The organism is Maritalea sp. S77 (genome assembly GCF_049801075.1).
Classification (GTDB): Bacteria; Pseudomonadota; Alphaproteobacteria; order Rhizobiales; family Devosiaceae; genus Maritalea.
Map to the genome: position 1 here is coordinate 1,447,945 of NZ_JBNAGG010000001.1, position 13,223 is coordinate 1,461,167.

Annotated in this window: 15 protein-coding genes; 4 read left to right on the plus strand and 11 right to left on the minus strand. The window is 49.9% G+C overall.

The window, feature by feature from the left end; genetic code table 11:
- Nucleotides 1-44: 44 nt before the first annotated feature.
- The 8 genes from ACP15Y_RS07005 to ACP15Y_RS07040 all read right to left on the minus strand — a co-directional run bounded on the left by ACP15Y_RS07005 (nucleotide 45) and on the right by ACP15Y_RS07040 (nucleotide 8,207).
- Complete coding sequence (locus tag ACP15Y_RS07005) at nucleotides 45-1,028, minus strand: type II secretion system F family protein (protein ID WP_424982282.1); 984 nt, start codon at nucleotides 1,026-1,028, stop codon at nucleotides 45-47.
- Between the two features lie 20 nt (nucleotides 1,029-1,048).
- Complete coding sequence (locus ACP15Y_RS07010; protein ID WP_424982283.1) at nucleotides 1,049-2,044, minus strand: type II secretion system F family protein; 996 nt, start codon at nucleotides 2,042-2,044, stop codon at nucleotides 1,049-1,051.
- A 5-nt stretch (nucleotides 2,045-2,049) separates the two neighbouring features.
- A complete protein-coding gene (locus ACP15Y_RS07015; RefSeq protein WP_424982284.1) occupies nucleotides 2,050-3,558 on the minus strand; it encodes a CpaF family protein in 1,509 nt (502 codons plus the stop codon).
- A gap of 30 nt (nucleotides 3,559-3,588) precedes the next feature.
- On the minus strand, nucleotides 3,589-4,848 hold the full coding sequence (locus tag ACP15Y_RS07020) for an AAA family ATPase (RefSeq protein ID WP_424982285.1): 1,260 nt from the start codon (nucleotides 4,846-4,848) through the stop codon (nucleotides 3,589-3,591).
- A gap of 31 nt (nucleotides 4,849-4,879) precedes the next feature.
- Entirely contained in the window at nucleotides 4,880-6,313 is a 1,434-nt protein-coding gene (locus ACP15Y_RS07025; protein ID WP_424982286.1) for a type II and III secretion system protein family protein, read from the minus strand.
- 5 nt (nucleotides 6,314-6,318) lie between these two features.
- Nucleotides 6,319-7,299, minus strand: a complete 981-nt coding sequence (gene cpaB, locus ACP15Y_RS07030; RefSeq protein WP_424982287.1) for a Flp pilus assembly protein CpaB — start codon at nucleotides 7,297-7,299, stop codon at nucleotides 6,319-6,321.
- Between the two features lie 99 nt (nucleotides 7,300-7,398).
- Complete coding sequence (locus ACP15Y_RS07035) at nucleotides 7,399-7,902, minus strand: A24 family peptidase (RefSeq protein WP_424982288.1); 504 nt, start codon at nucleotides 7,900-7,902, stop codon at nucleotides 7,399-7,401.
- Between the two features lie 128 nt (nucleotides 7,903-8,030).
- Entirely contained in the window at nucleotides 8,031-8,207 is a 177-nt protein-coding gene (locus ACP15Y_RS07040; RefSeq protein WP_424982289.1) for a Flp family type IVb pilin, read from the minus strand.
- Nucleotides 8,208-8,602: 395 nt separating this feature from the next.
- Here ACP15Y_RS07040 and ACP15Y_RS07045 point away from each other — a divergent pair, with 395 nt between their 5' ends.
- From ACP15Y_RS07045 to ACP15Y_RS07060, 4 genes are all read left to right on the plus strand, one after another.
- The gene (locus ACP15Y_RS07045; RefSeq protein WP_424982290.1) at nucleotides 8,603-9,085 is read left to right on the plus strand and encodes a pilus assembly protein N-terminal domain-containing protein; all 483 of its coding nucleotides are present in this window, start codon (nucleotides 8,603-8,605) and stop codon (nucleotides 9,083-9,085) included.
- A 90-nt stretch (nucleotides 9,086-9,175) separates the two neighbouring features.
- A complete protein-coding gene (locus tag ACP15Y_RS07050) occupies nucleotides 9,176-9,724 on the plus strand; it encodes a TadE/TadG family type IV pilus assembly protein (protein ID WP_424982291.1) in 549 nt (182 codons plus the stop codon).
- 10 nt (nucleotides 9,725-9,734) lie between these two features.
- The gene (locus tag ACP15Y_RS07055; protein WP_424982292.1) at nucleotides 9,735-10,289 is read left to right on the plus strand and encodes a TadE/TadG family type IV pilus assembly protein; all 555 of its coding nucleotides are present in this window, start codon (nucleotides 9,735-9,737) and stop codon (nucleotides 10,287-10,289) included.
- 35 nt (nucleotides 10,290-10,324) lie between these two features.
- Nucleotides 10,325-10,942: an HAD family hydrolase gene (locus ACP15Y_RS07060; RefSeq protein ID WP_424982293.1), complete on the plus strand. Its 618-nt coding sequence runs from the start codon at nucleotides 10,325-10,327 to the stop codon at nucleotides 10,940-10,942.
- On the opposite strand, the gene ACP15Y_RS07065 is transcribed toward ACP15Y_RS07060, so the two are convergent.
- Genes ACP15Y_RS07065 through ACP15Y_RS07075 form a run of 3 tightly spaced genes read right to left on the minus strand, consistent with a single transcriptional unit; the run spans nucleotide 10,939 to nucleotide 13,215 of the window.
- Nucleotides 10,939-11,358, minus strand: a complete 420-nt coding sequence (locus ACP15Y_RS07065) for a hypothetical protein (RefSeq protein ID WP_424982294.1) — start codon at nucleotides 11,356-11,358, stop codon at nucleotides 10,939-10,941. The genes ACP15Y_RS07060 and ACP15Y_RS07065 overlap by 4 nt on opposite strands.
- The gene (upp, locus tag ACP15Y_RS07070; protein ID WP_424982295.1) at nucleotides 11,358-11,987 is read right to left on the minus strand and encodes a uracil phosphoribosyltransferase; all 630 of its coding nucleotides are present in this window, start codon (nucleotides 11,985-11,987) and stop codon (nucleotides 11,358-11,360) included. Before upp ends, ACP15Y_RS07065 begins: the two co-directional genes overlap by 1 nt.
- Nucleotides 11,988-11,997: 10 nt before the next feature.
- Nucleotides 11,998-13,215 (minus strand): phosphopentomutase, encoded by a 1,218-nt coding sequence (locus ACP15Y_RS07075; protein ID WP_424982296.1) that lies wholly within the window; start codon nucleotides 13,213-13,215, stop codon nucleotides 11,998-12,000.
- Between the last annotated feature and the right edge of the window lie 8 nt (nucleotides 13,216-13,223).

Below are 13,223 nucleotides of genomic sequence, written 5' to 3' on the forward strand. Positions count from 1 at the left end.
CCTCATTTGGGTTTTGTTTTGTTTTAGATTTACGTGTTGTTTTTCTAGTTCACACCGGGTGTACCGAATGCGGTGATCATCGCGGGCGACATGATGACGATAAAAAGTACTGGCAAGAAAAACAGGATCAGCGGCACGGTGAGTTTAGGCGGCAAAGACGCAGCTTTCTTTTCAGCTTCCATCATACGCATGTCCCGGCCCTCCTCGGCCATAACGCGCAACGATGTGCCGATTGATGTACCGTAGCGCTCAGACTGAATAAGCGCTGTCATCACTGATTTTACTTCATCCAAATTGATCCGTTTGGCCATATTTTCATAGGCCTTGGCTCGGCTCTCCAAAAAGTTCAATTCCGCTGTGGTCAGCGTCATTTCCTCTCCAAGCTCAGGGCTTTGGCTAACAATTTCAATGGCTACTTTTTGAAATGCTGCTTCAATGGACATGCCACTTTCCACGCAGAGCAGCATCAAGTCCAAGCAATCGGACCAGGCTCGCTTGATGGACTGTTGGCGCTTAGTAATCTTGTTAGAGAGCAGCAATACTGGCAAATATGACGATAGGATTGCCGCGCCAAATGCGTATGTGATCTGCAAGAACAGCAGTGCGTCTGGCAGAATGATAAACTTGATGTAGAAAAGGGCGATTGCAAAAACACCCAGCGGAATGGCAAAGCGCAAGAACACATAGGTCATGACCGCATTGGGGCCGCGATAGCCCGCTTGCGCCAGCTTGAAGCTGGTTTGCTCGTCAGCGAATGCCTTTTTCAGCGAAAAGCGATCCACAATCCGTTGGATTAGATCTTTGCGTTTGGCGACAGCGCTGGATTTCTTATCTTCGCCTCGCAGCCGCGCGAGCTCGTCGGTCCGCAACCGTTCACGTTCGCTGGCCACGCTGCGGATACGGCTTTTCATATCCTTGCCATCTGTGAGCTGCGCGCCAAATGTAAACACAATTGCCGCAACCGATATCGCCGCCAAAACGGCGATCAGAAACTGACGATCTGTGAGTGTTTCAATTAGCGTTTCCATGTGAACTCTTTCGTAGCACTCTAATATTCAAACTGGACCATGCGGTACATTACAAACACACCCATCGCCATCATGAAGCCCGCAACACCCAACCAGATGTTTCCGATTGGAGTTTGAAACAGCGGCAAAAGATAAGTGGGGCTCACCAGAGACACCAGCGTGCCAACAACGAATGGCAACGCGCCGATAATGCCCGCAGATGCTTTGGCTTCAGAGCTCATGGCCTTAATCTTGGCCTTCATCTTTTTCCGGTTCCGCAACACTTTAGACAAGTTGCCGAGGGCTTCTGACAAGTTACCACCAGATTGCTGCTGCACAGTGATCACCACCACAAAGAAGTTCACTTCAGCAATGGGAAGCCGCTCAAACATGATCAAAATTGCTTCGCCCATATTTTTACCGACGGATTGTTGTTCAACCACACGGATAAACTCGGTTTTTACGGGTTCTTTGGCCTCTGCCGCCACAACTTTCATTGAATCGTTGATCGGCATACCGGCTTTCACACCGCGCACGATCGCTTCAATGGCGTTGGGAAATTCATCCAGAAATTTAGACCGAAAAGCCTTTGTGCGGTTTGCGACATACCAACGGGGCAGCACGTAAAAAGCGCAAACACCAAACACCAGCGCGAAATAAACCGGCACGCCTGTGACCCAAGTAAACAGAAACACGCAAACACCAATGATCACCGAATTGCGGTAGAATGCAGCTACATTGCCCTTCATACCCGCTTGGATGAGACGTTTTTTGAGCGTTTTTTTCTTGCGCTGTTTGTTGGCTTCGTTCTGCTCGTCCAACACTTCTTGTAGTGATTTACGGCGACGATCCTTGCTCTTGCGTCCGTCCGCGTCAGCGCGGCTTTGGCGACGACCGGAAGCGGCACGGCCGTCAGACTGTTTGAGCGCTTTCATGCGCTTCCCCGCACGACCACTACCTGCAACGCCAGGCACAAAGGCCAGGCCAACTGCGCCAATGGCCACTGCGGTGAGTAAGAACAACAGAAGCGGTGACATAATTGTTAGCCTCTCATCTCTTCATCGGGAACAGCAGCAGCTTCGAGCGCTTCAACAAGATTCAGCTCTTCATTGTAATAGCGTGCACGTTCGGCAAATTTCGGTTTTGTGATGCCTGTTGATCTGTGGCGACCAATCAGGTTGCTATTCGCGTCTTCACCAATGATGTCGTAAAGGAATACGTCCTGCGTTACGATGACGTCGCCTTCCATGCCCAACACTTCAGAAACGTGGGTGATGCGGCGCGAGCCATCGCGCAAACGGGCAGCTTGCACCACCACATCAACAGACGAAACGATCATTTCACGAATGGTGCGCGATGGCAGCGAATAGCCGCCCATGGTGATCATGGATTCCAAACGGCTGAGAGCTTCACGCGGTGAGTTGGCGTGCAAGGTGCCCATTGAGCCATCGTGACCTGTGTTCATGGCTTGCAGCAAATCGAATGCTTCAGGGCCACGCACCTCACCCACGATGATCCGCTCTGGGCGCATCCGCAAGCAGTTCTTCACCAAGTCACGCATGGTGATTTCACCCTCGCCTTCAAGGTTAGGCGGGCGGGTTTCCAAACGCACAACGTGTGGCTGTTGTAGCTGTAGTTCCGCACTATCTTCGCAGGTAATGATCCGCTCGTCGGATTCAATAAAACCCGTCATACAGTTGAGCAAAGTTGTTTTACCCGAGCCCGTACCGCCAGAGATCAGGATGTTGGCGCGTACCCGTCCCAACACTTGCAAAACTTTCGCCCCTTCTGGTGAGATAGAGCCAAACTTTACAAGCTGATCGAGGGTGAGCTTGTCTTTTTTAAATTTACGAATGGTGAGGGACGCACCGTCAATCGCCAAAGGCGGTGCAATAACGTTCACACGAGAGCCATCAGGCAAACGCGCATCACAAATCGGGCTAGATTCATCTACCCGACGACCAACTTGACTTACGATGCGTTGACACACATTCATCAAATGGGAGTTGTCACGAAACCGCACATTGGTGAGACGCACTTTGCCGTCCACCTCGATATAGGTTCGGCCAGCGCCGTTGACCATGATATCGGCAATGTCATCGCGCGCCAGCAATGGCTCCAATGGGCCATAGCCGAGCACATCGTTACAAATATCTTCGAGCAGATCTTCTTGCTCGGAAATTGACATCACGATTGATTTCAGCGTGATGATTTCCGATACGATGTCGCGGATTTCCTCGCGCGCAGAATCCTGCTCCATCGTTGCCAATTGGCTCAAATCGATCGAGTCAATAAGAGCATTGAAAACGGAAGATTTCGTTTTGAAATATTCGGAATCTACACCACGATCTTTGGGTGCCTTGTCGACATCAACAACTTCTTCTTTACCGATTTGCGGCTTGTTGATTTTCAAATTGCCCGACTGACCCGCTTGCGGCTTCGGGGTTGGTTGTTTCGCGACTGGATTCGGCGCAGCAGGCTTCGGCTGAGCCTTCGGCTTGGCCTGTTGCTGATCTGTATTTCCGCCAAAACTTGTGCGTTTCCCAAACATGACTAACCTTACTTCACGCTAAACCGTGGGTTATCCCAGCTTTAATTTTTTCAAAATGCCCGGCAACAAGCCGTTCGCATCGTTGCTCATTGCGCTATCGCGACCGCTTACACGGCGCGCCAAACCGTTAAAGGCATCGTTCAGCTTATGAGAATTGTTCACTTCCGCGATCATCTGACCATTGTTCGCCGCCGTGCCAAACAATGCAGCTTCAAACGCAATCTCAGCAAAAATATCGACTTCAATTGTGTTTGCGAATTCAGATGTGCTCAGTTCTGGCCGCTTCGGCACCCCAACTTTATTCATCATCAAAATTGGTTCGGCTTCTGACATACGCAGAGATTTGAGCGTATCCATCATGAATTTCACATTACGCAAATTGGCCAAATCTGGCTCAGCAACGATCACCACCTCATCAACGGTTGAGAGGGTGTGGCGCACCCATCCATTCCAAGTATGCGGCAAATCCAACACCACAAGCGGCATGTTTTTCTGGCAAATTTCAATGATGCCTTCAAAGGCTTGATCGTGGAAATCATAGTCGCGATTGAGGTTCGCCGGGGCCGTTAGCAAATTGATGTGATTGGCGCATTTTGACATCAAACGTTCAATGACCACATCATCAACATCGTCATTGGAGAACACAGCATCGGCGATACCGTGTGGTGGCTCCTGATTGAAGTTCAGGCCCGCAGTGCCGAACGGCAAATCCATATCCATGATCAACACATCGCGGCGCACCTGCTGGCTGAGCGCCCATGCGGTATTGTGCGCAACAGTGGAAGACCCGGCGCCACCTTTGGCGGCAATAAATGCGATTGTGCGGCCGATAGGTTCTGCGCCTTCTGACGCGAACAGATCCGAAATCGTATCGACCAATGCTGGCGTTTCAACTGGGGTCACCATATATTCCGACACGCCATAGCGGATCAAACGACGATATAGTTCCACATCATTGACGCTGCCTATAACCACCACCCGAGTGGATGCATCGCAAACTTCAGCCAAGCGATCCAGCGCGGACAGCAAATCATTACCTGCCAGGTTCGATTCAATGATGATCAGGTTTGGCGTTGGATTGACCTTGTAGGTCTCTACCGCGGCTTCAATACCACCATTATGGGTGGTCAACGCAACCTTGTGCATACGCCGGTCATTGACCGCGCTTTCAACCGATTGGGCAGTCATCGCGTTTTCGCAAAATGCCTGAATTGTAATGTGAGGCACCAAGCGCGCACCCGAGGGAATATCCGACGCGCCGTTCACATTCTGACGAATATCATCTGACATAATTTATACTTCCAACTCGTTTTGTGCCCGATTAATCCAATACAAAGCCAACGCCGCCTTTAAGATCGAGACCTTTTGGACCGTCACCGACGCCATATAACTTTTCCATTCTGCCCAAGAATACCGCTTCAGCATCACCGGCAAATTCCATCTTCTCGGTTGGCAAAGTGTAATCATTCATGTGCCCAGCAGCGGTGAGATATGGTGTCACCAAGATCAACAATTCAGTTTCTGCGCGGACAAAGTCGCGAGAGCGGAACAAAGCACCAAGAACTGGAATCTTGCTCAAGCCCGGCACTTCATTAAAACGCTGACGAGATTTCTCTTCGATCAAGCCAGCAAGTGCCAAGGTTGATCCTGTGGGCAGCTTAACTGATGTTTTGGCGCGCCGCTCTTTTGTTGCGGGGATGTTAACTGGACCAGCTGTGTATCCACCTTCAGCATTCAACTCCGAAACTTTCGTTTCCACATCCAAAGAAATTGCGTTGTTTGAATGCACGGTTGGCGTGAAATTCAGCTCTACACCGAACTCTTTGAATTCATAAGTGATTTCGCCATCTTTATAGCCAACAGGCACTGGGAATTCGCCACCAGCCAGAAATTCAGCACTTTTACCAGATAGCGCGGTCAATGTTGGCTCAGCCAATGTGCGCAACGCACCACGGCGTTCTAGCGCTTTCACTGTCGCGTCAACAGAAAGGTTGCCAAATGAAAAGCCGAGTTTTCCAGAATTTGACGCGACCACGTTGGATACGCCACCAAGACCAGGATTGGTCAGCAATGAAGTTGCGACGCCGCCCACATTGAGGCTGGCATTCAAATCAATACCCAATTGCTTCACTGTTTCGCGCTGTACTTCAGCCACGATAACTTTCAGCATAACCTGCTGCGCACCGGCGACATTGATCACAGATACTACTTCGCTTCCGCTGAACTGCTCTGCAATAGAGATTGCTTTTTGAACATCATCATCGCTGCGGGCTGAACCCGACAATACAACACGTTGGTTGGATATGGTTGCCTCAATTGATGACCCTGGCAGCAATCGTGCGAGCGTGGATTCGATACCACCGCCGGACTGACCTACGGTCACATCCAAAATCACAATCGGGTTGCCTTTGGCATCAAGAAAAATCACATTCGTATCGCCGGATGCACGCCCCTGCACAATTGCACGACGTTTTGTGCGCACAATGGCATTGGCGATTGCGGGCTCTGAGACGATTACCTCTGCGGCAGACACCGGAAGATCAACGATCAATGATTTATTCTGCCCCACTTCAACCGCATAGGTTTGGCCAATTTGATTGGCGGAAACGCGCATTGTGGCATTGGCCCATGCTGCCTCTGTGCCCATAAAGAAGGGCAACAACAGGAGTGTTAGCAAAAGAAAGTTCTTTTTCATCGTCATAACCCAGTTATCAAAATGGACAATGTTCAGATTGGTCTGTGCTGATTTTGACATCGCCATTACTCCTTCACCACGGGTGGTGGACTATCGAACTGAGGTGGGCCGGCCGGAGGCGGAATTGTTGAAAAAACAGGGCCGCTATCGTTTGAAGGCATTGGTTCACTGTTAGACTTTGGCGTGGTCTCTTCTTTGTCATTGCCTGCCAATGCGGCGCTGGGTTTGCCCCCACGAATTAACTTGATGCTTGCCTGGTTTAGATCGCCACCCGTCGCCGGGCCTTCAACAAAATCCACGATCGAGCGAAGGATAAGTGACAACTCGCCAAACTTAGACGCATTGATAATGGTTTCGGCCTGTCTTGGTGTCAGCTCAAGCGTTGCGATTGTTTTGTCTTCAAACGCTTCCGGTGATGCTTGCTCACCCGCGCCGCCGCCGGCATTCGGGCCAACTTCGCCCAGTTTTTTACCAATCGCCAATACGCGGGCATTGTTCAAAATGGTTTGCGATGTGTCGCCCAAATTGCTGATTTGGGTCAGCACAACATCCACACGATCATTCGGCACGATGAAGCCACCAGCGCCACTTTCTGCCGATACTTCAATTGAAACGCCACGCATACCTTTGCCAATGACAGCTGAAAGATAGCCCTGGCCGGTGCGCACCAATTTCGCTTCGCGGATCGGTTCGCCTTCAAAAATTTCAAACCGAGAGATCGTGCCCTGCATTTGCTGCGGTGCATCTGGCAGACGCTCATCGGTGATGAATTCAGGGCGAATTGCATCCTCTGGCCATTTTTGCCAGCTCACAGAACCGGGGTCCAACCGCTCGCCAATACCAATGGTCCGGCTTGCCACCAACACTTTCATCTGTGTGGTTGGCTTTTCTTCAGCCACTTGTGGCGTGGTCGCTGGGCCTCTATTGGAGTTCAAGGCAAAAAAAGCTGCCATGCCCCCTGCAATCAATGCGACCAAAACTAGAATCAAACGCGCCGGCTTCATTTCAATTTCCCCGGTTAAACTCAAAGTCTCCACGCAAAACATGCGCAGATTTTCCCGGCTAGTATCGAACTAAAGCGTCAAGGTTTGGTTAATGGAGCCTTGTCAAATAGAGTTAACGAAAAGTTGCGTGATTTGAGCAGCTTAGAGCGTGGCCAGCGCGGCAAAAATGCTTGTGCTGGGAAAGACGATAAGTCCCGCTGCGGCTAACGCGATACCGTAAGGTACCCCGACTTTTTTGTCATGCAGCTTCACCAACCACTGCCATTTTGGAAGCATGGCCGGGTTCACAGCAAATCTAAACACGAGAATTATGATGGTTAGCACACCACCCGCGACCGCTGCATAAAGCAAATAGGGAACTGTGTCCGTCATGCCCATCCATAAAACTGTACTTGCGGCGAATTTAGCGTCACCGCCTCCGATCCAACCGGGAATGAACAATGCGATGCATACAACCAGCGCGATTAAGAAGGCCACAAAGTGCATCCCAATCAGTTGCCAGGGCATACCAGCGAAGAGAGCTGTGGCAAGAAAGCCGACAATAAGCACTGCAGAGAGCCAGTTGGGAATGCGCATGGTCAGCAAATCATATGCTGCACAAAAGGCCATCATTATGGGGAAAATCGCAAGCAAGAGTGTGTTCATGTTGTCCAGATCTTCTAAGAATTAGCCCGCACAATGTGCGGGTTTAAGATTAGCCAAATGTAAATGCGCACAAAAAAAGGGAGGCTAAAAAGCCTCCCTTTCGATTATTCTTTCCAGAACGCTGAAGCTTAGGTAGCTGGTGTGCCGCCAAGTTCAGTTGTAATCTGGTTGAAGATACCAATCAATGAATCGCCCAATGCAGTTGCTGCACCGATGATCACAACTGCGATCAAAGCGGCAATCAAGCCATATTCAATAGCTGTCGCGCCAGACTCATCGTTCAAAAAACGTTTTACCAATTTCATTTCTTTGCTCCTTGCTCGTCGTCACGACACAACGTGACTGCACATTGTCCGATCCTCACCATCGAACTCAGGCCCAACGTTAGGCTTGGAGTCTTGAAATTGTGTTAATCGAAATCTTGCAATCGCCAATAATGGCACTTGATATATTTATGATTATCAAGTGGTTAAAAGAAAATATTTGCAACTATTTTCGGCATTTAGGTCGCCGAAGCCCATTTGATTGATAATGCATACGATGTGCGCCTATGGCGAAATAGCCCTAGGATTGTTTCACGCATATATATAATGCGTTCGGCGATCAGCATATAATGCAGTTATGCGACAATCATTTGCACTTTATTCACCATTCTATTCGATGATGCTGGAAAGTATATGTTGAATAAAGGGTTAATATCATGCTTGGCCAACGTGTTTTGAGAGTGATCCGTTCTTGGACTGCCGCTGGCGCTGTTGCCGTGAGCTTGATGGCTGCCGCCGGTGTAAGCACCATTTTCGCCGCAGACCCGAATGGTGAAATTGATGTGCAGGTGAATATGGCGCGTATTCTACGCCTGCCCTCAGCTGCATCGACAGTGGTTATTGGCAATCCAGCAATTGCGGACGCCACCATCCAAGACCCTGAAACCATTGTATTGACCGGGAAAACCTTCGGCCAGACCAACCTGATCGCTCTAGATTCAGTTGGCAATCCAATTGCTGATCTGGTTGTGGAGGTGGTGAACCAGCAGGACAATATCGTGCTGGTTTATAACGGCACTCAACGCAATACAATTTCATGTACACCAGAATGTAGCCCAGCGCTAATGATGGGCGACGATGTGGACTATCTTGGCGAAGTGGCCGGGTCCAAAACGATTGTAGAAGAAGCATCGAAATAGTTGCGACTACCTCTAGTTACAACGAATTATTGCAATGATTCAGTAATTTTGCAGCGTTATGCTTTCATCACTTAACTTAAGGAAAGAGTGATGTTGTTCGCCAAGAAATGTCGACGGGCATATAAATCTTTACGGTTGGGGCGTTTTGGCAAAGACGAGCGCGGCGTTACCGTTGTTGAGTTTGGTCTGCTTGCTTTACCCTTCTTCGCCATTATCGGTGCTATCTTAGAAACTGGCTTGGTGTTGCTGGCCTCGCAAGTGTTTGACAGTGCGGTGCATGATGCAAGCCGTGTTGTTCGCACTGGTGAAGCGCAGAACAAGGGCTACAACATGCCTGAGTTCCGAGCCAAAATATGTGAACATACTTTTGGTCTCTTTGACTGTAACAAAATTAAAATTCGTGTGCGCACGATCAAAAGCTTCTCAAATGCTTCGACCTCCAGCCCGGTCGACAAAGATGGCAAATGGATCATTTCCGCAAGCTTTAAACCTGGCCAGCGCAATGAGGTGGTTTTGGTCGAAGCCTATTATAAATGGCCAACCATTCTGAACATTATGGGCTTCCAATTTGGCAACCTTGATGGCAACAGCGCCATGCTTATGAGCGCCTCTCGCGTATTTATGAATGAGCCATTTTAGGACCGTGCGCATGTTGAGACATTTCATCAGAAAATTGAATAGCGGTTTATACGACAATAGAGGTGTGTCCGCCGTTGAATTTGCGCTGGTGCTGCCCGTTTTACTGACACTCTATCTTGGCACGATCGATGTGAGCACTTTCATCATTGTTGATCGAAAAGTTTCTGTTGTGGCTGGTTCTGTGGCCGACCTTGTTGCACGGGCCGAAGATGAGATCGAAACCTCGACAGTCGACGATTATTTCAAGGCTGCCGAATTTACCATCAAGCCCTATTCCTCCTCTAATTTGCGCCAGCGCGTGACAAGCCTACGCATAGATGGCGACGCGAAAGCATGGGTGATCTGGTCTCGAACTTACAATGGCGGCACCGCTTTGACTAAAGACAGTCAATATGTCGATATCCCCCCTGAAATTGCAGATGCAAATCGCAACAGATTTATGATTATGGGTGAAGCTTGGAATGAGGCTGATCCAGTGATCGGCTTCGTCATGAACTCCACGTTCAGCTTTCAGCAGCGTTATTTCTTTAGATCGCGGTTTGATGGAATCATCCAACTGATCTAGGGTTGCCTCATCTGGTCCCTATCTTCAGGAAAATTATGTCTGATTATCTGATCCCCGTGTTCGATCTGGGTGGCGTTTTTATCGATTGGAATCCGCTCAATCTTTATCGCAATGTGTTTGACACTGAGGAAGAAGCTGTTTGGTTTGTCGAAAATGTTTATTCCGGCTTGTGGAATTTGGAATTTGACGCTGGCAAACTTTATGCCGATGGCATTGCGGAGCTGTGTGCCCGTTTCCCCGCCTATACGGACCAGATTGTGGCCTATGATAAACGCTGGCTAGAGACCATTGCTGGTATCTTCGATGGAACAGTTGCGATCCATGAAGAGCTTATTGCAGCGGATCTTCCGACCTTTGCTATCACCAACTATTCAAAAGAGAAATTTCAGCTGACGCTGGAAAACTATAAGTTCTTGCAAAAGTTTGATGGTATTTTGGTTTCCGGCCAAGAAAAACTGGTGAAGCCGGACTATCGGATCTATCACCGCTTTTTGGAACGTTACAGCCTCGATGCTTCAAGCTGTGTGTTCATTGATGATAGCTATCCCAATGTGGTGGCTGCTGAGCATATCGGCATGAAGGCCATTCATTTTGAAAGCCCCGAGCAATTGCGTGAAGATTTAATCGCGCTGGGATTGCCGCTAAAGGCTTAGAGCTTCTCATAGGTTTCGACGAGATAACCATCAACCTCACCCAGCCCCAATTTCACCAAAGGATAGGTGCCTTGCTGGGTGAGCACACCATTTTCGAAGGACAGTTTGAAGGCGATGGAAATGCCCTCATAATTGGGGAATGAGCAATAATCAATATGCTCAATATAATTTTCGCCTTCAAGATCGTACTGACCGCCGCCAGCATCAAAAGATTTTCCACCTGCGATCAGCTCGCTATCGCTGGGCGGTAGGGTGTAGCGTGGCCGTTCTGGCAAGCGAGAAAAGAAGGCGAAATGGCTGGCTGTGAACAGCTTGACAAAATGACGATTGGGGTCAAGGATCGAATTGTCCTCACCAGCCACCGTTAAAGTGGCGGACAAAAGCCGCCACTCACCCATCAAATCTTCAGGCTGCATTAGCGCGTACCGTACATACGGTCGCCCGCATCGCCCAAGCCCGGCACGATATAGCCTTTTTCATTGAGCTTTTCGTCAATCGCAGCGGTGTAGATTGGCACATCTGGATGCGCTTCTTGGAAGCGTTTGATGCCCTCCGGCGCAGCCAACAGACACAAGAAGCGTAGATTGTTGGCACCACGGCGTTTAATTCGATCTACCGCGGTGACGGCCGAATTGGCTGTCGCCAACATCGGGTCAACCACAACCACCAAACGATCAGCAATGTCAGATGGTGCTTTGAAGTAGTACTCAATCGCTTCCAATGTTTCTGGATCGCGATAAAGGCCGATATGAGACACGCGGGCGCTTGGTACCAAATCCAACATGCCTTCGAGCAAGCCATTGCCCGCCCTCAGAATTGAAGCGAACACGAGCTTTTTGCCTTTGAGGGCCGGGCTTTGCATCTTTTGAATTGGCGTTTCGATCTCGATCATTTCGGTCTCGAGATCGCGGGTGACCTCATAGCAGAGCAAGTGCGCAATTTCTTGCAGGAGCCGACGGAAACTCGCCGTTGATGTGTCCTTGTTCCGCATAATGGTCAATTTATGTTGCACCAACGGGTGTTCGACAACGGTGACGTTTTCCATATTCTACCTCTTACAAAAAGCTCTTACCATAGGGTCCGGCTGGCAGTTTTAGCCAACTTGCCACGCTTTCACCTATATCTGCAAATGTTTCTCGCCCGCCTGCACTGGCTTTGTGCAAATTTGGGGAAAAACACAAAACAGGCACCTGTTCACGGGTGTGATCTGTGCCTTTCCATGTGGGGTCGCAGCCATGATCTGCGGTGAGGATCAACACATCATCCTGACGCATTTTGGCGACCAATTCGGGCAAACGGCGATCAAATTTTTCCAGCGCAGCGGCATATCCCGGCACGTCGCGGCGATGACCATATTCCATGTCGAAATCGACAAAATTGGTGAAGATCAAATCACCATCTTCCGCCATATCCATCGCATCCAATGTCGCATCAAATAGCGCCATGTTGCCGCTGGCTTTGATTTTGTGGGTCACGCCTTGGGCGGCGTAAATATCCGAGATTTTGCCCACGGCCAACACTTTGCGGCCTGCCTCCTTGGCGCGATCCAGAAGGGTTGGCTCTGGCGGCAGAACCGAAAAGTCTCGACGGTTGCCCGTGCGTTGAAAATCGTCAGCATTTTCACCGTTAAAAGGCCGTGCGATCACACGGCCAATATTAAGGGGATCAAGCAATTTGCGGGCGATTTCGCAAATCTCATAAAGGCGATCCAAACCAAAATGTTGTTCATGGGCAGCAATTTGGAACACACTATCGGCACTGGTGTAGCAGATCGGCTTGCCGGTTTTGATATGCTCTTCGCCCAGTTCCGCGATGATGGTGGTGCCAGACGCATGTTTGTTGCCCAATATGCCGGGCAGTTTGGCCTCTTCAATAAATTTTTCGATCAGGTCCGGTGCGAAGCAAGGTTCTGTTTCGGGGAAATAGCCCCAGTCGAATGAAACGGGCACGCCCGCAATTTCCCAATGGCCCGATGGGGTGTCTTTACCTTTGGAGACCTCTTTTGCGTGCGCCCAGACGCCCGCTTTGTGATCTTCGCTCAAGCCCGGCGGCACGGTGCCCGCCGCGGCTTTGGCTGCAAGGCCAAGCCCTAGCATATCCATATTGGGCAAGAAGAGCGGGCCTTGGCGTACGCCTTCTTTGTCGGCTTCACCTGCAGCGCATTTCTCAGCAATATGGCCGAGCGTGTTGGCGCCCTCGTCGCCAAAGTCTACTGCATCAGGCGCGCCGCCAATGCCAAAACTGTCCAACACACATAATATTGCTCGGGGCATAGGGCCTC